General features: G+C 41.0%; 15 protein-coding genes and 1 tRNA gene. 10 read left to right on the forward strand and 6 right to left on the reverse strand.

What is annotated here, in order from left to right:
* Positions 1 to 11 precede the first annotated feature (11 nt).
* From G9Q97_RS12055 to G9Q97_RS12070, 4 genes are read right to left on the reverse strand one after another with little or no spacing between them, the layout of a single operon-like run.
* Positions 12 to 2,111 carry a DUF4230 domain-containing protein gene (locus tag G9Q97_RS12055; protein ID WP_166147149.1) on the reverse strand — a complete coding sequence of 700 codons (2,100 nt, stop codon included), beginning with the start codon at positions 2,109 to 2,111 and terminating at the stop codon, positions 12 to 14.
* Positions 2,108 to 2,731, reverse strand: coding sequence for a DUF4230 domain-containing protein (locus G9Q97_RS12060; RefSeq protein WP_246255630.1), 624 nt, complete (start codon positions 2,729 to 2,731; stop codon positions 2,108 to 2,110). The genes G9Q97_RS12055 and G9Q97_RS12060 overlap by 4 nt, the downstream gene beginning before the upstream one ends.
* Positions 2,719 to 4,443: an N-acetylmuramidase domain-containing protein gene (locus tag G9Q97_RS12065; RefSeq protein ID WP_166147151.1), complete on the reverse strand. Its 1,725-nt coding sequence runs from the start codon at positions 4,441 to 4,443 to the stop codon at positions 2,719 to 2,721. Before G9Q97_RS12065 ends, G9Q97_RS12060 begins: the two co-directional genes overlap by 13 nt.
* A gap of 30 nt (positions 4,444 to 4,473) precedes the next feature.
* The gene (locus G9Q97_RS12070) at positions 4,474 to 5,295 is read right to left on the reverse strand and encodes a DUF5675 family protein (protein WP_166147153.1); all 822 of its coding nucleotides are present in this window, start codon (positions 5,293 to 5,295) and stop codon (positions 4,474 to 4,476) included.
* 411 nt (positions 5,296 to 5,706) lie between these two features.
* Between G9Q97_RS12070 and G9Q97_RS12075 the strand changes: the two genes are divergently transcribed.
* Both G9Q97_RS12075 and G9Q97_RS12080 read left to right on the forward strand, forming a co-directional pair.
* Complete coding sequence (locus G9Q97_RS12075) at positions 5,707 to 6,168, forward strand: (2Fe-2S)-binding protein (RefSeq protein ID WP_166147155.1); 462 nt, start codon at positions 5,707 to 5,709, stop codon at positions 6,166 to 6,168.
* 2 nt (positions 6,169 to 6,170) lie between these two features.
* A complete protein-coding gene (locus G9Q97_RS12080; protein ID WP_166147156.1) occupies positions 6,171 to 8,327 on the forward strand; it encodes a xanthine dehydrogenase family protein molybdopterin-binding subunit in 2,157 nt (718 codons plus the stop codon).
* A gap of 54 nt (positions 8,328 to 8,381) precedes the next feature.
* On the opposite strand, the gene G9Q97_RS12085 is transcribed toward G9Q97_RS12080, so the two are convergent.
* On the reverse strand, positions 8,382 to 8,780 hold the full coding sequence (locus tag G9Q97_RS12085; protein WP_166147158.1) for a hypothetical protein: 399 nt from the start codon (positions 8,778 to 8,780) through the stop codon (positions 8,382 to 8,384).
* 80 nt (positions 8,781 to 8,860) lie between these two features.
* On the opposite strand from G9Q97_RS12085, the gene G9Q97_RS12090 reads away from it, so the two are divergent.
* The 4 genes from G9Q97_RS12090 to G9Q97_RS12105 are packed head-to-tail and all read left to right on the forward strand — an operon-like array spanning position 8,861 to position 11,615.
* Positions 8,861 to 9,424 (forward strand): LemA family protein, encoded by a 564-nt coding sequence (locus G9Q97_RS12090; protein WP_166147160.1) that lies wholly within the window; start codon positions 8,861 to 8,863, stop codon positions 9,422 to 9,424.
* 8 nt (positions 9,425 to 9,432) lie between these two features.
* A complete protein-coding gene (locus G9Q97_RS12095; RefSeq protein WP_166147162.1) occupies positions 9,433 to 10,368 on the forward strand; it encodes a M48 family metallopeptidase in 936 nt (311 codons plus the stop codon).
* A gap of 45 nt (positions 10,369 to 10,413) precedes the next feature.
* Positions 10,414 to 11,322: a DnaJ C-terminal domain-containing protein gene (locus G9Q97_RS12100; RefSeq protein ID WP_166147163.1), complete on the forward strand. Its 909-nt coding sequence runs from the start codon at positions 10,414 to 10,416 to the stop codon at positions 11,320 to 11,322.
* Complete coding sequence (locus G9Q97_RS12105) at positions 11,319 to 11,615, forward strand: chaperone modulator CbpM (RefSeq protein WP_166147165.1); 297 nt, start codon at positions 11,319 to 11,321, stop codon at positions 11,613 to 11,615. The genes G9Q97_RS12100 and G9Q97_RS12105 overlap by 4 nt, the downstream gene beginning before the upstream one ends.
* A 13-nt stretch (positions 11,616 to 11,628) precedes the next feature.
* On the opposite strand, the gene G9Q97_RS12110 is transcribed toward G9Q97_RS12105, so the two are convergent.
* A tRNA-Val gene (locus tag G9Q97_RS12110) sits at positions 11,629 to 11,703 on the reverse strand.
* Between the two features lie 979 nt (positions 11,704 to 12,682).
* On the opposite strand from G9Q97_RS12110, the gene G9Q97_RS12115 reads away from it, so the two are divergent.
* The 4 genes from G9Q97_RS12115 to G9Q97_RS12130 all read left to right on the forward strand — a co-directional run bounded on the left by G9Q97_RS12115 (position 12,683) and on the right by G9Q97_RS12130 (position 19,638).
* Positions 12,683 to 13,273: a sigma-70 family RNA polymerase sigma factor gene (locus G9Q97_RS12115; RefSeq protein WP_166147167.1), complete on the forward strand. Its 591-nt coding sequence runs from the start codon at positions 12,683 to 12,685 to the stop codon at positions 13,271 to 13,273.
* Positions 13,274 to 13,661: 388 nt separating this feature from the next.
* The gene (locus G9Q97_RS12120; RefSeq protein ID WP_166147168.1) at positions 13,662 to 15,980 is read left to right on the forward strand and encodes a PSD1 and planctomycete cytochrome C domain-containing protein; all 2,319 of its coding nucleotides are present in this window, start codon (positions 13,662 to 13,664) and stop codon (positions 15,978 to 15,980) included.
* Position 15,981: 1 nt separating this feature from the next.
* Positions 15,982 to 17,436, forward strand: coding sequence for a DUF1501 domain-containing protein (locus G9Q97_RS12125; protein WP_166147170.1), 1,455 nt, complete (start codon positions 15,982 to 15,984; stop codon positions 17,434 to 17,436).
* 27 nt (positions 17,437 to 17,463) lie between these two features.
* Positions 17,464 to 19,638, forward strand: coding sequence for a DUF2231 domain-containing protein (locus G9Q97_RS12130; protein WP_166147172.1), 2,175 nt, complete (start codon positions 17,464 to 17,466; stop codon positions 19,636 to 19,638).
* Positions 19,639 to 19,964: the final 326 nt, after the last annotated feature.

The raw sequence follows: 19,964 nt of genomic DNA on the forward strand, positions 1-19,964 counted from the left end.
GTAAAAAATACCTACTGGAATTTCTCTATTAAGCTGGATTTACTTTCCCATCTTTCTGAAAACCATGACTTTGTTTTGGTTAAAAAATCCCTGTTGTGATAGGCACTGTGACTTGAATTCAAACGGTTTAGGAATTGTTCCAACTTTTCGTTCTGGTCATGGGTTAGTTTGGAAGAGGAAATGGAATTATTCAGGTCAGCAGGAAAATCATCGGAAGATTTAAAAAGAACCAGGCTGTCCATAGCTATTTGATTCCATTCAGTTAATGCGTTATCGGAAAAGAAAGCCGGGTAGGTAATTTGATCCAGGGGTATGTTGATTTTAAGCAGCTCGTCACCTTTCCTGTTATCGATCAGCCAAAATCCATTCGGGTTGGTGGGCAGACTTTTTATGGTATCCGTTTGCCCGACGCTTTCGATGGTACTTTTTTGGGTTATCCATTCTTCGAATTTCTCCGGATCATATTTAACAGGGCTCATCAGGAAATACAGGCTATCCCGTAAGTCAGTTTTGGGCTGGAAATATTCAAAAACAACTCCATCCTGGTGAAAAGAAACATTTTTGATTCGATTTGGGTTTTTAATCCTGCTTTTCCAATCCTCCAGCGAGGTAGAGTCTACCATAAAGGAACCAATAGGTATATTGTCCTGGTGTAATTGGTATAACCCCTCGCTAAATTGGGAATTAAACCAAAGGCTGTCGTTTTTTGCCCAAATTTGTAAAGGGCGCTTATCAGTCATATGGTGGGTGGCCTGGGTTTTTATTTCCATCCATTCTGCTTGATCGATCAATGAGTCTTTGGTAATCCTGTACCAGAAGGTGGAGTAATAATGATAGGGCAAGGTCTGGGCTTCAAATTCCAATTGTTGCAATTGCCCTACCATTTGAATAAGGGTATTCCATTTATTTTCTGCCAGATTCCTGTTGTTATAGCGGTCATCAGTGGCAATCCTCAATGAATCAATGCTGATCAATTCTAATTTCAGGTTATTTTCAAAATGTTCAGCTTCTTCGTAACTGATGTACCGGTCATTTTTAATTTCATTGGTTAATTGTATGATTTTATCATGGTGAAAAATGACCTTTTTAACTTCTTTTCCGGTCAGCATGGAAAATAGCCGGCTGAGTGTTGCCCCACCGTTTTTTTCAGCCTGATCGATGATGCCGGCATTGAAGGCATTGGTTTTTAGTTTTTGTACCGCATATATTTTTACTTTTCTACTGTCTTTGAAATCCACCTTACCATTATATGTCAGAATGTCAAAACCGGGAATTCCTTTTTCAGGAATGAACCAGGGATTGATATCGGAGTTGAGGATTTGAGGAGCAAGGCCAAAAAAATGCAACTCCCCAACTTCTTCATTGAAATGATACATGCTTTGGTCCAAGCCTGTAAAATCAAAACCTGCCTTTACGGTTCCCCTGCCTATCATGGCCAGTTTCTTTCTGGACTCCCTGCGGGAAAGGGAGGATAGTCTGTTTGCAAAATAATCAGTGACAAATCTATCAGCTTGCCACCAATCGTTTTCAGGACTTTCATACCAATCCATGAGCATTTGCCTGGTTTGTTTATCGCTGAGCGTGGAGCCGGAGCTGCTCGTGCCGGCTTGCATGCCCATGTAATTGAGCAGCTCATTATACAATGCCATTTGACTGGTATTTTCCCATTCTTCCAGAAAATACAGCTTTTCAATGATGTTTTTTTCACTAACGGGATCTACCAGCAACCTTTTTCGTTCCCGGCGCCTGAGGCTATTGTCCTCATCTCCTATGGATAAGCGATTTTCAACCGATAGGGTGTGAAAGTTGCGCAGAGTTTGGACTGCTGTCTCTATTTCCTGATGAAGAAATTCTCCCTGATTCCGGATGTCCTCTTCCTCCAACAAGTTGATTTGTGCTTCATCAATGGATGCCAATACCTCCCCATAATACTCTGCGGTAATCAATTCACCGATTTCCCGGATATCAGAAACAATATTTGCCGTAGGCTGGAGCTCTGGCCTTCCTCCGAAAATATGCAATGGGTTCCACCAAATAACAAGCACAATCAGTGCTCCTACCAAAAGGAGCTCCAAAATAAACCGGCCGCTCTTGAGAATTTGACCAATCATGGGTTCATCAGGTTTTCCGGGCTGTTTACTTGCCTTATTAGAAGCGAATCATTTTCAAACTGGATGTATATTTCTTCAAAGTCAAAGCTTTTTAGCACCATTTGGATGAGTTTTCGGGCATGGTCCTGACTGGTAGAGACCAGGCCCATATAGGGCAGGTTATCCCTGATGTCCATTTCTGCCATCCTAAAGAAGGTTTCCTGGTCTTCCAGGTTGATTTCATTGAGAAATCGTTCAGGATTGGAAATCAGGCTATCCTCAACAAAATCTTCGGGTGGGTAAGAAAAGTTAAGTACTTCAATGGGTGGTAATTTCAAGGTTATTTTCTTTCCCTGTATGTCGATGTCCTCTTCAGTGATTTTATCAAGGTTGATTCCGGTTTTTATTTTTGCACGTGAATAGGCCAGAAAGGAGGCTTCGCTGATGGGGATAAACAAGATATTTTTAGATTTCTTTCCAAAAACTACTTTGTCCACCACGAATTCGGATACGACCAAATCACTTGCCTGTTGAATTTTCCCTATGACCATGCCCCTTTCATCCTTTTCACAAGCAACAAAAGAAATGATTAGCATGCCTACAAGCACTATCCGCGTGAAAACCAATTTCATGTCAACCATGTCCCCTCTTTTTTGAATTTTTCGTAGTGGTTTTTCATTTTTATATGGTACTGATTGACTTTATAGCCACTACCATTGTATCCATATGCAAAAGACTCCCAATCATAATTGTCTTGCTCTTTCTCGGATATATAGTCTATCAATGCCTTTCCGCGGACTTTTTTGGATTTTATAAATTCCAGGAAATCCAAAAAATGAACATATTCAGATTCATGTTGCTGGGCCTCAAACTCCACCACGTTTTTGTATTTCCTGGCCTTAATATGATGTTCCATGTTTTCTCCCAGAATCTGAAACAATCCCCAGGAGGTAGCATATACAGCAGCTTTGGGATCAATGCTTTTGGCCTCTTCAAGACGTTCATATTCTTTTGCACCCACCCGGTAATGCTTTCTGGTCCACTTTTCATAGATAATGTGTTCTTTGCCAACACTAAGGGCTTTGGGGTCCTTTCCAAATTTTTCCAACCAATACCAAAATTTATGTCCTTCAAAAAGGATTTTGGCCCTTCCGTCATTCAAATGACCCCTTCCTGCCGATTCTACAGCGACTATGGCTTTGATTACCGGCAGACTGATTTTTATTTTATCCCGCTGTTCCAATTCATCCAGGGCCTGCAGGATATCCATATCACTTAAAATTTTACTATTAACATTGTCTTTGATTTGCACATATTCTTCCCTTTGCAGGATTTCTTCAGGCTGATTGTCGAAAGCCGTTGAAAGTGACCTGCGCTGATCATCTAATTCACTTTCTGAATCAGGGGCTTTGCTGGCAAAATCAGCATCCTCCATAGCAAAGAGGCTATTGTCCATGTCCAAACCGCTCAAAGGATGAGAGGGAACATCGCTAGAGGCGGTGGTAGCAGTACCGGCAGATTTATTTTGACTGCTTTGGTTTTCATCAGGTCTGGCCCTGCTTACCCACCTGTTTTGTAAATATTTAAGAGATTTATCTCCAAAATAAAAGGCAATCATCATCAAAAATGCCGTTTCAAAGAATTCAAATTGCTGGCTGAGTAGGGCAGCATCAACCCCGGTATACTGGGTGCCGAAACTTACGATCAGTAAGGCCATTCCTCCCATCAACAAAGTAAATGCGATCATTCCCCTCACCGTTCCGGGAGGAAGCCCAAAGGTTTGGCTGCGGTAGGGATTGTGTTCGGGCATGGACATTTCGGAAGCTTTTACCGGCATACCCTGACTGTACCGGTCTTTGGCCTCGTAAATTCGCTGCCAATCCTGATCAGTCAGACCATAATTGATATTGTAATGGTAAACAGACCACATGAAGTATATCAGGAAAAGCGCTATCCATACCACAGAAGTGGCCAATCCAACAGCCTGAAAGAGATTGTCATACTCCACATAGACAAAAAAGGCACCAAGGATTCCAAAAACTACCAACACGGTAGATAGGATGACGGTACCTTTGAAAAAAAAGGTATGGTAAGGATTGTAATTTGGGTTTCGGTCCTTTGATTTAGGACCGAAGTACCTGGCCAATAAACCATAAATAAATATCAGCGCTGTCACAACTACCAGTCCGGAGGCTAGCAATTGGTTGGTTGTTTCCATGCCAGGAACGATAAACACCAGTACGGCCAGCATGATCAGGAAAATTGACCCAATATGGATGTACAAATATCTTCTTTCTGAGAAAACCTTTTTCTTTTCTTCTGGGCTTGTGCTATTTTTTTTATCCGTTTCCATAATTACTGTCAATGTCTGTTGAAGTGTTTCTCAGGTTTGAGGAATAGCTTGTGATGTAGTAGATTTAATGTAGGCTTTTTTTATCCAATCTTCATTTAAAATCCGGATACTAAGCGGCGTATTGCTGCTTACTCTTGGATAAATGGATTGATAAAACCGTTCGTAAGCCTTTTGCGAATGAGTGACCATTTTTTCCGCCGAAGCTGCGTTGACTCCGTCTGCCAATAAAATACAGCCCCGTGTATCCTGGTGGGTATTGCCAATGTGAATATATACCAGGTCATAATTGGGGATATTTTGGATTTCTATATGGTATTCAAACCAGGGAAACCGATTTCTGTATCTTTGGGTTAGCTCGGTCAGGTTTGGGTTAAAGGACAAGGGATACCTGCCTTCAGGAATCCGCGTATTGCCGGAAATTTTCTCATCCCTATGGGTATCTTCCAAGGTATAGGCAAAAAAACGCCCATCGACATACAACAATCCCAGCGTGGTTTTCCCGTCATCCGTGTACCTCAATACAGTAAGGTCTGTTTGGGATAAACTTTCTTCTTCCCCCTGAATTTTATTGAACAAACTTTCCAGATGGGCCAAATCCGGTTCCTTATTCCCCAATTGCGTTAGGGGGACTTTATCGGAACTTTCCTTTCCCTTATCCGGGGATTCGGAAAAAGGCGACTTCTTAAACAGATTTTTAATAGAATCGGCTCCTTTATTCAGGAAATAAATAATGTAACCAATAAACCCAACCAGCCACATCCATATATTTTCTATGACCTGAGGGTTATAAATAAAGAAAGCAACGGTTAAAATTACCAAAGCCAACAAAAGAAGTCCGGCAAACCTTTTCATTTAACATTCTGATAGTAATGCGGCAAAAGAAAAATAATGTTGGTTTAATAGGATTCAAAATTTAATTATTAAAAACAGAAGTTCAAAAAAATAATTTGGCTTTTTTCTAAAAATAAAATGGTTGCTGATATTTGGCGGTAATGATGGAGCTATAATGTAGTAAATTAGATCAATTATAGATAACCGTTTTTTTCACTTCATTTTGTATCATTTCATTATTTTCCATTAAATTTTCTCCAATTTTTATTAATTTCCAATTAAATTTAAAACTGTATCAGGATTTAATTGTCTAACAATTAATGATTTCCAAAAGTATTGCCCTTAATCCTAAAATATTACCATCAATAAAGCAATCAATTGAATTACAGTTAAAAAGGTTTAATTCAAAAATTAACAATAGAAATTTAAGAAATGGCTAACTACAAACTTCAAATCAACGGAAAAAGCTACGAGGTCGATGTCGATGAAGACACGCCTTTATTGTGGGTACTCCGGGACAACCTGGGCCTGGTCGGAACAAAATACTCCTGTGGTATTGCCCAGTGCGGTGCCTGTACGGTTCACATCAATGACGAGGCAGTAAGGTCATGCGTTTTGCCTGTTTCTGCCGTGAAAAATGACAAAGTGACTACGATAGAAGGTTTATCCGAAAACGGGGACCACCCTGTGCAAAAGGCCTGGGAAGAAGTGGATGTGGCTCAGTGTGGCTACTGCCAGGCCGGGCAGATCATGACCGCTGCCGCTTTTCTTAAAAAGAATCCTTCACCCAGTGATGAGGAAATTGTGGATGGTTTGAATGCCAATATTTGCAGGTGCGGTACCTACCACAGAATCAAGGAAGCAGTTAAGTTGGCATCAGCTAAAACCAAATAACCATGGAAAAAGAATTGAAAACAAATAGAAGAGATTTCTTAAAGATTTTTGCCACCGCAGGAGGAGGACTATTGATCGGTTTTAACTGGACTGGTTGTGATTCCCCTAAAATGAAGGTGGTCAGTGATGAGGAAGTGTTAAACAGTGCCTTAAATTTCAACAGCTACTTATCCATTTCCCCCACAGACCATGTGGTAATCTTTTCTCCAAATCCGGAGTTGGGACAAAATATCAAGACTTCATTTCCCATGATAGTAGCGGAAGAACTGGATGTTGACTGGTCTAAGGTAAGGGTGCAACAAGCTTTTCTGGACACTGAAAAATATGACAGACAGGTGACTGGCGGCTCTGGTGCCATGCCCCATTCCTGGGAGAGATTGAGAACTGCAGGAGCAACTGCCCGACAAATGTTAATGGAGGCCGCCGCCAAACGACTGGGGGTTTCCGTCTCGGATTTGAAGACCGAAAATGGGCATGTAATCCATGGATCGAAAAAATTAACCTATGGGGAACTGGCAAATGAGGCTGCGCTTATTCCTGTGCCTGAAAATGTCAAGCTAAAAAATACCAATGATTTTAAAATCATCGGGACGCCGGTTAAAAATGTAGACAACAAGGCCATGTTTACCGGGCAGCCATTGTACGGTCTGGACATTTACAGGGAGGGGATGGTCCATGCCATGATTCAGCGTCCTCCTTTTGGCATGAAGCTGAAATCTGTAGATGCCGAAGCCGCCAAAAAAGTCAAAGGTGTTAAAGATGTACTTACCTTTAAAAATAACGTGGCCATTGTTGGTGATTCCACCTGGCCTTTGATGAAAGCCAGGAAGCAGTTAAAAGTGCAATATGAACCCATTGACGGTAAACTTGAATCCACCGCATTTCACAATCAGGTTTTTGATGAAATGTTAAATACCGGAAAAGGAGATATCAAGCGTCAGGATGGGGATGTGAATAAAGCTTTCAGTTCTGCTGCGAAAGTGGTTAAGAGTGAATATCAATGTCCTTTCTTATCCCATAGTCCGATGGAACCCATGAACTTTTTCGCCCATGTGAAAGCTGATGGAGTAGAATTGGTAGGTCCTACACAGACACCAGACAGGGCAAGAAATGCAGCAGCTGAGATCTGCGGTGTTTCACCGGACAAGGTGACGGTGGAGATGACCCGTTTGGGGGGCGGTTTTGGTAGGAGACTTCGGGCTGACTTTGTGGAAGAGGCTGTGGAATTGTCCAAAATGCTCAATGCACCGGTGAAATTGACCTGGTCCAGGGAAGATGACATTACGGGAGGAGCCTACCGGCCTGCAGTAAAATACAGGTTTGAAGCAGCCCTGGATAGAGATAATAAGCTGATCGGTTACAAATTGAGAGGTGTAGGTATCAATGCGGGCAATTGTACCCGGGAAAACAACTTTCCTTCAGGCTCAGTTGATAACCTTTTGATAGAATCTCTGGAATACAAGTCTCCCATCACCACCAACGCATGGAGAGCACCCATCACCAATTTCCTGGCTTTTGCCGAACAGTCCTTTCTGGATGAGGTTGCTGAGGCCGCAGGAAAAGATCCTGTTGCATTTAGGCTAGAGTTACTGGATAGGGCCAAATCCAATCCTGTAGGTGAGATACATTACGATATAGACCGGATGAGGAAAGTGGTGGAAACAGTCGCAGAGAAATCTGGATGGGGCAAAAAACAAGGTGTTTCCCAGGGTATTAGCGTATATTTTTCCCATAGATCTTATGTTGGTCAGGTGGCGGAAGCCAGAATGGTCAACGGAGCACCTGTTTTGGATAAAATCTATGCCGTAACCGATTGTGGTATCGTGGTAAACCCAACCGGAGCTGACCAACAGGTAAGAGGAGGAATGGTGGATGGTATGGGACATGCCATGTTTACCAACATGACCTTCACAGATGGTATTTCAGATCAGAAAAACTTTGATTCTTACCGGCTGATCAAAATGAAGGAGATTCCTGAGATAGAAACCCATTTCATCGATAATGGAATAGACCCTACTGGTTTGGGAGAACCGGCTTTACCTCCTACAGGAGGGGCAATCGCCAATGCCATTTACAAGGCCTCTGGTAAAAGAGTTAGAAACCAGCCTTTTATGGAACAGGAGGAAATGAAGAATGTGAAACTGGCTGATCCGGCTTAAAATCAATTCAAATGAAAAAGCGGTGAAAACATTAATTTTCGCCGCTTTTTTTTATTAACGCATCGGTAAACCCGAATTTCTGGCATCACTTACCTCTAAAACCTCGGTGACCACATATTCACTGGCCCCTCTCCAGGGGATAGGGTTCAGGTACTCCTTGTACCTGAGTTCTACAAATTTCCCTCCAGATCTTTCCAGAATTAAGGAAACCGAATCCCCTTCAGCGGCACTGAAACGAAATTCATTGCTTTGAAGAGCTCCGGGATTGGGACTTTGAAAACCATCCTGAACCAGACGGCCCTCCCAGGTCTTGAAAATAAATCCCTTCTTCTCAAAATAATTGAGATTGCCGGCCTTTACGCCTTCAGCAAATACAAAATAATACCTCCACCAAAAAACACCGGCAAGGACAATGACCAACACAACAATAGCAGGGCCAATAAATTTTTTCATAAACTTAAAATTGAATTATAAATATAAGAATAAATCTCAATTTTTGTATATTCAGACTTTAAAGGATAAAACCCCAAACCATGAGCACTACATTAATCATCATTATTGTTGCCGTCCTAATCGGTATTTTCGTTGTTTCACTTTACAATAAGCTGGTTGCTTATAAAAATAACAGGGAAAATGCCTTTGCTGACATAGATGTGCAATTAAAACAAAGGCATGACCTGATTCCTCAATTGGTAAGCAGTGTAAAAGGATATATGGAGCACGAAGCAGGTGTTCTGACAAGGGTTACAGAGGCTAGGTCCAGGGCAATGAAAGCTTCTACCATAGATGGTAAAATTGCTGCCGAGCAGGAATTAGGTGCTGCCCTGCAGGGTTTACAGATTCAGGTTGAAGCCTATCCGGATCTGAAGGCAAACACCAATTTTTTACAACTCCAAAATGAAATATCCGATGTAGAAAATAAACTGGCCGCTGCAAGGAGGTATTTTAATTCTGCCACCAAAGAATACAATGTGGCCGTACAAAGTTTTCCATCCAACGTCATTGCCGGCATGTTTGGATTTCATACCGAAACCATGTTTGATGTAGGAAATGCCGAACGGGAAAGATTGGACCAGGCACCAGAAATTAAATTTTAGTTTACCGAATGGCAACTTATATCGGGATTCAAACCCAAATCAGGAGAAATAACTTTCGGTCTGTTCTGCTTTTGTTGGGTTTTCCCTTGTTAATATTAGCCGCTGTATATGCCTTTCTTTATTTTACCCTTCCTCCGGAAAATTCCAGTGCGTCGATCAATGGGATTTTCCTGGACACCATTCCGGGGGTATTGATAGCTGTGGCCATTTGGTTTGTGATTGCCTTTTTCTTTCATACCAAAATGATCAGTGGAGCGGCAGGGTCCAGACCCCTGGAGAGGAAGGAAAATATGCGCGTGTACAATTTGGTAGAAAACCTTTGCATCAGCAAGGGCATGCGTATGCCTAAGGTAAATATTATAGAGGACCAGGCACTAAATGCCTTTGCAAGTGGGATCAACGAAAAAACCTATACCGTAACCTTGACCAGGGGCATTATTGACAAGCTCAACGACGAAGAATTGGAAGGAGTAATTGCTCATGAATTGATGCATATCCGCAATAAGGATGTGAGGCTGTTGATCATTTCCATCATTTTTGTGGGAATCTTTTCTTTTATTGCTCAGATTCTCTTCCGAAGCATGTTGTACGGTGCAGGCCGCAGAAGGGGTAAAAATGATAATCGGGCCATGTTAATAGCCATGGTGATTGCTTTCATCGCTTTCCTGTTAAGCATGTTGTTTCGCTTTGCGATTTCCAGGAAAAGGGAATACATGGCCGATAGTGGTGCTGCAGAGATGACCAAAAAACCCTGGGCACTAGCGGCAGCATTAAAGAAAATCTCCGGGAATTACCGGGTTCAATCGGTTAAAAGTGATGATGTTGCCGAGTTGTTTATTGAAAACCGACCGGATAAATCATCCGGTATTTTATCAGCTATTACCGGCTTGTTTGCAACTCATCCGCCCATAGAAAAGAGAATTCAGTTTTTGGAACAAATTTAAGAGCATTAATAGGAAACAATAGTCAGCATTAAATGCAAATGGAAAATGGATTTTATTGATTATTACAGCCTACTGGAAGTACCCAAAACGGCCAGTCAGGAAGAAATAAAAAAAGCGTATAGAAAGCTGGCCAGGAAGTATCATCCTGATCTTAATCCTGACGATAAGGAAGCGCAAAAAAAATTTCAAGCCCTCAATGAGGCCAACGAGGTATTGAGTGATCCCGAAAAAAGAAAGAAATACGACCAATTTGGGAAGGAGTGGAAACATGCGGATGCTTTTCAGCAGGGGGGAGCCCATCAGGGCCAGAGAAGAGGCAGGTCACAGCAACAATACAGTGCAGAGGATTTTGAACAGGCATTTGGACAGGGGGGATTTTCTGACTTTTTCGAATCACTGTTTGGAGCGGGTAGTAGCAGGTTAGGCTCCCGGGTCAGGTTTAAAGGTCAGGACTTGCATGCCAGCCTGGAATTACCTCTCCGGGATGTTTTTAAGTCAGATAAACGTACACTGGACATCAATGGAAAGAAAATAAGGTTAACCATTCAGGCCGGTGTAGAGGATGGGCAAACCATTAAAATAAAAGGCCATGGGGGAGAAGGAGTGAATGGTGGCCCCAGAGGAGACCTTTACATTACTTTTAACATTTTGCCGGATCCCATCTATAAAAGAGAAGGCAAGGATCTGTTTAAAACAGAAAAACTGGATTTGTATACGGCTATCCTGGGCGGTGAAACCATCGTTGAAACGTTGACCGGGAAGGTTAAATTGAAAATTCCTCCCGGCACCCAAAATGGTACCAAGGTAAAATTAAAGGGAAAAGGATTTCCGAAATATAAAGATGAGGGGGTTTTTGGAGATTTATTTTTAACTTATCAAATCGATATTCCAAAAAACCTCAGTGAAGAAGAAAAACGACTGTTTACCCAACTGGCTAAAATGAAAAAACCATGATTAACCCAGATGAATCCTATATTCCCATTGACTTATTTTGTGAAAACTGTGGGGTGGAAATTTCATTCGTACACCAACTTTCCGAGTATGGTTTGTGTGAAATCGTTATTTTGGAAGAGAAAAGCTATATTCTTACGGATCAGGTAGCTGAATTGGAAAGATTATCCCGGCTTCATTATGAAATGGAAATCAATATAGAGGGCCTCCATGCCATTGTCCACTTACAGGAAAAAATCAAAAACTTACAGGAAGAAGTGGCTATCCTCAATAGGAAACTGTACAGGCACCAATAAATAAGGGAAAAAGTAGGTCGTACCAGGCTCGAACTGGTGACCTCTGCCCTGTCAAGGCAGCGCTCTGAACCAACTGAGCTAACGACCTGGTTCTTGCCTGCAATATTACAGGATTAAGGTGGAATAGGCAACATTAAGATTCCAAAATTATCAAATACCGTTAAAAATGCGAGGGGCTGAGTATTCCACCTATCAGGTACGGTTGTATTCCCGGAGTTTTCTTTAAGTATTTATCATTCCACCAAAGCCCAAAATTGGAAAGCAGCAGTGGTGAATCCGTTATGGGAATCTTTTCAATATAAGATGTTCTATTTATGAGTTAGTGCAAGCTAATGGATCCACCCAGACAATCTCCCGGTTTGAAATTTCCACCTTACAAACCCTGCCTGTGGTTGGGATTTCCTAAGGTTTCGAAAATCAAATCAGCATTGAGGAGATGGCTGGTATGCTGACGTCTATTTAGCCGGGGTTTTGAGATTTTAAAATTTCAAACAGATTTAAACTATTATTTACTGTATACCAGGTTATTTTAAACCGCTTTTTGAATAACTGTCGGTTTACCTTAAAACAATTACTTAAATATTTACCACTAAATTTAATTCAATCTTCCTGAATAGAATTTAAATAAATTGAATTTAGGTCAAATTTAAGCACTTTTGCGACAAGTACAAATCGATATCAGGTAGCAACCTCTGAGCGTCAATGGCCAATTATTTTTTTCTTGCCTAAGGGACTTTGAAAAAATCAACCGATGGGTCCCGTTTATTGACCAATAAAAGACCAAATAAACCACTCAGTAATAATGAAAATTTAAAGTTATTATAATCATATTTTAATCTTTATAATTACTTTCTTCTTAATTCAAAAACAACAATATTTTTCATTAAATTATTGTTCGTCCAAATAAAATACCATACATTTAATGGTAAAAACTTAAAATACTCTTAATTAACTACTATTTCAATTAATAGTTTTATAGTACCTTGAATCAGGTTATTCTCCTAATTTAATTTCTGTTAAGCATTGAATGGAGGTTGAATTGCAATTGGTGTCTCGTTCCGAAAAAAATGAATCAAACAAAAAATAATTCAGAATTATTCATCCTCATTGCCGAAGGAAATAAAAAAGCCTTTGATGATTTTTTTGAACTTTATTATAAAAAACTGGTCAACTTCTCAAAATTTATGTTAGAGGATAAAGGCATGTCTGAAGATGTTGTTTCAGAGGTATTAACCAATTTATTAATTGATAAAGAGCGGGTTTTCAGGATGAAAAATTTTGAAGCCTATCTTTATACCGCTGTTAAGAATAAATCTCTCACAAAGATTGATAAACACAGAAGGGAATTAAGGATTGAGTGTGGTGATGAGGATAAAAATCATTTTATTTATTCCATTACCCCCCATCAATTGTTGGAAGAACAGGAATTGAATCATCTAATTCAATCACTGGTAGATAATCTGCCTAGAAAGAGGAAAATGGTATTTCAATTGATTAAAGATGATGAGTTGACCTACCGACAGGTTGGCGAGATTATGGAAATTTCAGAGCGGACCGTGGAAGTGCATTTAAAGCTTGCCATCAGGAGTTTTAGAGAAAAAATTAGTCTTTATCTTGATAGAAAGATGGAGAATAAAAAACATTCCAAAATATCTTAGTGTAGAAAATTCCTGAATATTTTTAACCTCATGTAGTCTGGTACCAACCAGTAAGTTCAAAAGAACCAGGTTATTTTCCTCATTGTAACTTTGAAACCTTATATTCTAACAAAAAATTATTTATGTTAGTGTGATTTCGATTTATTATTACGGTTCCTGCCTTCACTTCAAAAATTTATTTTTATTTTGGTAAATATTACGGGTTTTTCCATTTTCATTGGTCATATCAATACAAAGAATAATTTCATGGCTTTTCAGATTCAACATTTGAATTCTCAAAGGGAGGTCAATTAGATTGATATTGGATAAAGGGAATAATTTTCAATTATATCGGGCTGATTTCGTTTCTAATTGTTTTGAATTGAAATTGGCAATTAATTATACGGCTATGTTTAAACGAATTTATGGTTTTGGTTTTATTATCACAGCCCTGGCCTTTCAGGCATGTGATAAACAAGAGACCGCCGTGATTGGAAATTACTCTAACCAACTGCCGGATGAGGTTAGCTATAACTTTCATGTCAGACCTATACTATCGGACAACTGTTTTGCCTGTCATGGACCTGATGCCAATAAGAGGGAAGCTAATTTAAGGCTGGATATCGAAGAAGAAGCCTTTAGGTCTCTGGAAAAAACACCCGATGCCCATGCCCTTGTGCCTGGAAATCCCCTTGCTTCTGAAGTATATAATCGAGTGGTTTCTGATGATCCATCAATAAAAATGCCTCCACCTGATTCCAATTTAAAGCTTTCAGATTTTGAGATCAGCATGATCAAAAAATGGATCAGCCAGGGAGCGGAATATGAACCGCATTGGTCTTTTTTACCTCCTGAGAAAGTTAAAATCCCTAAGGTAAATCACAATGATTGGGCTAATAACGAGATCGATTATTTCATCCTTAAAAAGCTGGAGGAAAAAGGTTTTAAACCCAATGAAGAAGCGGACAAGGAAAGCTTATTAAAAAGACTGAGTTTTGATTTGACTGGTTTGCCTCCAACTTTGGAAATGATGGATGATTTTTTGGAAGACCAAAGTGAGGACGCATATTCGAATTGGGTAGACCGATTGCTTTCCAGCCAGGCTTATGGGGAAAAAATGGCGGTTTATTGGATGGATATCGCAAGGTTTGCGGATTCCCATGGCTTTCAGGATGACAGTTATAGAAGCCAATGGCCATGGAGAGACTGGGTGATTCATGCTTTTAATGAAAACATGCCTTATGATCAATTCATTACCTGGCAACTGGCTGGAGACTTACTTCCCGATCCAACGAAAGAGCAGTTATTGGCTACGGGATTTAACCGAAACCATAAAATTACCGAAGAAGGGGGAATAGTGGATGAAGAATATAGGGTCATGTACGTTACTGATAGAACCAATACCTTCGGGAAAGCACTGATCGGAATCACCATGGAATGTGCAGGCTGCCACGATCATAAATATGATCCGGTTTCCCAAAAGGAATATTATCAGCTCTATTCATTTTTTAATAATATTAGGGAGAAAGGTATTGAGTCCGTCGTGGGAGGACCTGAGACATATGCGAAACGCCCATTTATGGAGATTACAGATGAAGATGTTAATGCTATACTTGGATTTATAAACAAACCGGATACCAGCCAATTGATCGTATCCATCATGGGGGAATTAGATTCTGCCCGTACGTCCTACGTGCTGGAGCGAGGGTCTTATGAAGCGCATGGGGAAACAGTGACGCCAGGCACGCCCGAATCAATATTGGCTTTTAATCCGGAATTTGAACGAAACAGATTAGGGTTGGCCAAATGGTTATTTGATCAAAAAAACCCCTTAACGGCCAGGGTATTTGTCAATCAAATATGGCAGGAAATTTTTGGAAAGGGCATTGTGGCCACCCCAGGTGATTTTGGAATGCAGGGGGAACTTCCCAGTCATCCCGAGTTATTGGATTGGTTGGCCTTGGATTTTATGGAAAACGGTTGGGACATCAAGCGTCTGGTTAGGCAGATGGTAACTTCCGCTACCTATAAACAATCTGCCGTAATTGATGATGAAAAAATGGAACATGATCCTGAAAATATTTTCCTTAGCCGTGCACCACGATATAGGTTAAAGGCAGAATTTGTTCGTGATTTGATTTTGTCAAGCAGTGGTCTATTAGATGCTACCCTGGGAGGACCAAGTGTAAAACCCTATCAGCCTTCCGGGCTGTGGGAGGGAGCTACATCTGGCAGGGGTATCTTATCGGTGTACAAACAGGATCATGGTAAGGACCTTTACCGAAGAGGGCTGTACAATTTTATCAAGCGGACAGTACCTCCTCCCGCCATGACGCTTTTTGATGCCAGCAACCGCGACCAATGCGAAGTGGAGAGGTTGATTACCAATACTCCGTTACAGGCATTGGTAATGTTAAATGATCCAACCATGTTGGAGGCATCCAGAGTATTGGCCGGGAAATTACTAAAGGAAAATACGACGGCGGAGCAGAACATTATGAAAGCCTTTCGAATGATTGTTTGCAGGTTCCCGGAACAACGGGAAATGGAGGTATTGATAAAATACCATCGCGGACAATTGAACACCATGTTAAATGAAAATGCGAAAGCTTTGTTAAATGTGGGAGAGTATCCCTTTGAAGAGGATTTAGACCCCGTGGAATGGGCCTCGCTAATGCAGGTTATTTCCACCATTTATAATTTAGAAGAGACCATTTCCAAAACTTGATATGGATAAAAATATAATTGAGCACCACCTGAATTTGAACCGGAGAAAATTCCTGTCTACAATGAGTTTGGGGCTGGGGAGTGTAGCTTTGGGATCATTATTGATGCCTGACCTGTTTAAAGGAAATGGTCAAATGGAAGGAGAACTTGCTGCAGCCATACCGGATTTTGCCCCTAAGGCAAAACGAGTAATTTATCTTTTTCAGAATGGGGCTCCCTCTCAATTGGAATCCTTTGACTACAAACCGAAATTAAAAGAAATGGTGGGTCAGGATTTGCCGGAATCGATAAGGGGTGGTCAGCGGCTAACAGGCATGACTGCCAACCAGTCTTCATTTCCTTTAGTAGGGTCATTTTCAGGATTTAATCAGTACGGAGAATCCGGAGCATGGATCAGTGATTTGTTTCCCTATACCTCAAAAATTGTCGATGATATTTGTATTGTGAGGTCCTTGCATACCGAAGCCATCAACCACGACCCCGCCCTGACTTTTTTTCAAACAGGGGCACAGCAGGGAAACCGACCCAGTATGGGTGCCTGGCTGAGTTACGGACTGGGCAGCGAAAACAAAAACCTTCCCGCTTTTACCGTTTTGCTTTCCCGGGGAATTGGGAACGGCCAGGGTGTTTATTCTAAATTGTGGACCAATGGATTTTTGGATTCGGTACATCAGGGCGTACAGTTCAGCAGCGGGGAAGACCCGGTATTGTACCTTCGTGACCCAAAAGGAATGAGCAGGGTGGAACGACGAAAAATATTGGATAATCTGGCTGAGCTAAATCATATGTCCTATGAAAAGTTTGGAGACCCGGAAATAAGTGCTAAGATCCAGCAATATGAAATGGCCTACCGGATGCAAACTACCGTGCCGGACATTATGGACCTTTCCAAGGAACCGGATAGCGTAATCAAGCTGTACGGGCCGGATTGTCTGGTACCCGGAACTTATGCTGCCAATTGCCTATTGGCAAGAAAGCTTTCTGAAAGTGGGGTTAGGTTTGTACAACTTTATCATCAGGGATGGGATCAGCACGGCAACCTGCCCTATGAAATTACCCGCCAGGCCAAGGATGTTGACCAAGCTTCTGCAGCATTGGTGACAGACCTTAAGCAGCGGGGTCTGCTGGACGAAACCTTGGTCATATGGGGTGGAGAATTTGGCAGGACCAACTATAGTCAGGGAAAACTGACCAAAGACAACTATGGTAGGGATCACCATCCCAGGTGCTTTAGCATTTGGATGGCTGGCGGGGGTATCAAGCCTGGAACAGTCTATGGCGAAACGGACGAATTGGGGTACAATGTCATTAAGAACCCAGTCCATGTTCATGACTTCCAGGCAACGGTACTCAATCAACTTGGACTCGATCACGAAAAGCTGATTTACAAGCATTTGGGTAGAAGGTTTAGGCTTACTGATGTATCTGGGAAAGTTGTTAAAGACATATTGGTATAACCGGCAATGGCAAATCTCCCAGACGATATGAAAAACAAATACCGGACTATTGCAGAAAGGCTTCTTTTGGGTTTGAATATCCTGCTGCTTTATTTTTTATTGCTGGAAAAGTTTATTGAAATTCCCTATTGGCTACAACCTCTGGGAAGATTGCATCCCATGATACTCCATTTTCCGATTGCCTTGTTACTCTTATCGATGGGGTTGGAATTTTTCAGGTTCCGAAAGGAATTCAGCAAAGAAAAGTTTTACCAGGAATTCCTCAGGTATTTGCTCCTTTTTTCTGTGTTAACCGCAGCTTTAGCCGCTGTGATGGGTTTATTTCTATCACTGGAAGAAGGATATGATGGTGCCGTTTTAACCTGGCATAAGTGGTTGGGTGCTGGGATCGTTTTCTTTGCCAGCGTTCTATATTTTGCCAGAGATAAGACCTGGTATCAGGAAAAAATAGCTAAAATATCGGCCTCTTCTTTGATTGTCATCACGCTGATGGCAGGCCACTACGGTGCATCCCTGACACATGGGGAAGACTTTATCTACATGCCCCTTATTGCAGGGAGGGAAGTGGTTGTTCCTATTGAGGAAGCAATCGTTTTTGATCACCTGGTAATGCCTGTATTAGAAAAAAAATGTAATTCTTGCCATAATCAGAGTAAAGCCAAGGGTGAATTGATCATGACAGATAAAGTTTCTTTATTAAAAGGAGGAAAAACAGGTAAACTATTCGATAATGAATCTCTGGAGGAGAGTTTAATGCTACACAGGCTTTCCCTGCCAATGGAAGATGAGGAACACATGCCTCCCACAGGAAAACCACAGCTTTCACAGGAAGAAAAATTGCTTCTGGAGCTATGGGTTAAAAATAATTATGATTTTGAAATGAAGGTATTGGCCTTGCCTGCCGGAGATTCTCTTCGTCTTGTTGCAACGAATGTGTTAAACCCTTCGGGAAAAAGAAAGACGTATGAATTTGATATGCCTGATGAAAAAACACTGGAAACACTTAACAACGAATACCGGGTAATCAGACCTTTAAGTAAAGAATCACCTGCTTTGGATGTAACCATTTATAATCCAAAATCTTACACCAGTCAAACATTATTGGAGCTGGAACCAATAAAAGAACAAATTGTATCACTCAGTCTTAACAGAATTCCGGTAAAAGATGAGGACCTGACCATAGTCAATCAATTTACCAATCTGGAAAGATTAAATTTAAATTTTACCGATATTACCGGAAATGGACTTCAGACATTGAATTCTTTGAAAAATATTGAGCACCTGGCCATCTCGGGTACATCAGTGGCATTAAATGATTTAAAACCCTACCTGAGTAGCTTAAAACGCCTGCAAACCGTATCTGTCTGGAATACAGAAATCGACGTGGACGATCTGGAACTTCTTAGAGATGAATTTAAAAACATTCAAATAGTTGCCGGTAGGGAAGGGCTTGAGGAGGAAAAGATCAAATTAAATGTTCCCATACTTAAAAATCAAACCAATATCTTTAGGGATTCTGTCGCTTTGGAAATAGACCATCCAATAGAAGATGTCACTGTAAGGTATACATTGGATGGAACTGAGCCTGATAGCCTTACTTCACCCGTCTTTGAGGAGGGAAAAGTGTGGTTAGACCGTACCACGTTGGTCAATGCAAAAGCATTTAAAGAAGGTTGGTTTGGAAGTACCAACACTACCTTTTCCGTTTATAAAAATAAATACCCGCCTGATTCGGTCAATTTGTTGTCCCGCTTAAACAGGGTTCATCCTGCAAATGGCCACGCTACCTTTTTTGATGGAGACTTTGGCGGGTTCAATGCCAATAGTCCGGCCTGGGCCAACAACTGGGCCGGTTTCTCCAATGAGGATATGGAATTGTTTTTGACTTACAACCAGGAGATTGAAGTAGCTTCTGTCTCTTTCAATGTTCTGGTGGAGCCGGAAACGATTATTTTTCCTCCCTCTCAAATTGAGATTTGGGGTGGGAAAAGTAAAGATGATTTGAAATTAATGGGTAGGATGACCCCTGAATTACCAACGGAAGAGCGAAAACCATATATTCAATTGATATCTACAACAATTAAACCGACCAAAGTAAATTGTCTGCTGGTCATCGGTAGGACCCTGAAAGAAATTCCTTCATGGCATCGGAATAAAGGGCGTGGCGCATTATTGTTGGTTGACGAAATGTTTATTAATTGAGTAGGAATGATTCTTTGATACCAGGATCTTTGTCATCAGATCCATTTAACCTATTTTGCCGGATTCAACTATTATTAACTGGAAACCTGTGATGCAAATAGGGGAGGGACACTTCTTTATTTCGGTTTTGTTGGTTTCCTACAGTAAGTGTACCCAATTATCATTGGATTAGTGGTCTGGCTAAAGAAACAGTGTAACCCTTTATTAACCGTGATATTTTAATCGGACTCGAAATATCCTGGCTCGGAATTTTCTATACAAAGGAATTGCAATCCTAAATGAATAAGTTTAAACTTTTCAAACGAAAATTTTTTGTTTGGGTAAAT

It is taken from the genome of Cyclobacterium plantarum (assembly GCF_011290685.1).
Classification (GTDB): domain Bacteria; phylum Bacteroidota; class Bacteroidia; order Cytophagales; family Cyclobacteriaceae; genus Cyclobacterium; species Cyclobacterium plantarum.

Bases quoted from the DNA above. Each gene is read 5' to 3' on its own strand.
- G9Q97_RS12055 (WP_166147149.1), bottom strand. From the start codon at position 2,111: ATGATTGGTCAAATTCTCAAGAGCGGCCGGTTTATTTTGGAGCTCCTT.
- G9Q97_RS12060 (WP_246255630.1), bottom strand. From the start codon at position 2,731: ATGGTTGACATGAAATTGGTTTTCACGCGGATAGTGCTTGTAGGCATG.
- G9Q97_RS12065 (WP_166147151.1), bottom strand. From the start codon at position 4,443: ATGGAAACGGATAAAAAAAATAGCACAAGCCCAGAAGAAAAGAAAAAG.
- G9Q97_RS12070 (WP_166147153.1), bottom strand. From the start codon at position 5,295: ATGAAAAGGTTTGCCGGACTTCTTTTGTTGGCTTTGGTAATTTTAACC.
- G9Q97_RS12075 (WP_166147155.1), top strand. From the start codon at position 5,707: ATGGCTAACTACAAACTTCAAATCAACGGAAAAAGCTACGAGGTCGAT.
- G9Q97_RS12080 (WP_166147156.1), top strand. From the start codon at position 6,171: ATGGAAAAAGAATTGAAAACAAATAGAAGAGATTTCTTAAAGATTTTT.
- G9Q97_RS12085 (WP_166147158.1), bottom strand. From the start codon at position 8,780: ATGAAAAAATTTATTGGCCCTGCTATTGTTGTGTTGGTCATTGTCCTT.
- G9Q97_RS12090 (WP_166147160.1), top strand. From the start codon at position 8,861: ATGAGCACTACATTAATCATCATTATTGTTGCCGTCCTAATCGGTATT.
- G9Q97_RS12095 (WP_166147162.1), top strand. From the start codon at position 9,433: ATGGCAACTTATATCGGGATTCAAACCCAAATCAGGAGAAATAACTTT.
- G9Q97_RS12100 (WP_166147163.1), top strand. From the start codon at position 10,414: ATGGATTTTATTGATTATTACAGCCTACTGGAAGTACCCAAAACGGCC.
- G9Q97_RS12105 (WP_166147165.1), top strand. From the start codon at position 11,319: ATGATTAACCCAGATGAATCCTATATTCCCATTGACTTATTTTGTGAA.
- G9Q97_RS12115 (WP_166147167.1), top strand. From the start codon at position 12,683: ATGAATCAAACAAAAAATAATTCAGAATTATTCATCCTCATTGCCGAA.
- G9Q97_RS12120 (WP_166147168.1), top strand. From the start codon at position 13,662: ATGTTTAAACGAATTTATGGTTTTGGTTTTATTATCACAGCCCTGGCC.
- G9Q97_RS12125 (WP_166147170.1), top strand. From the start codon at position 15,982: ATGGATAAAAATATAATTGAGCACCACCTGAATTTGAACCGGAGAAAA.
- G9Q97_RS12130 (WP_166147172.1), top strand. From the start codon at position 17,464: ATGAAAAACAAATACCGGACTATTGCAGAAAGGCTTCTTTTGGGTTTG.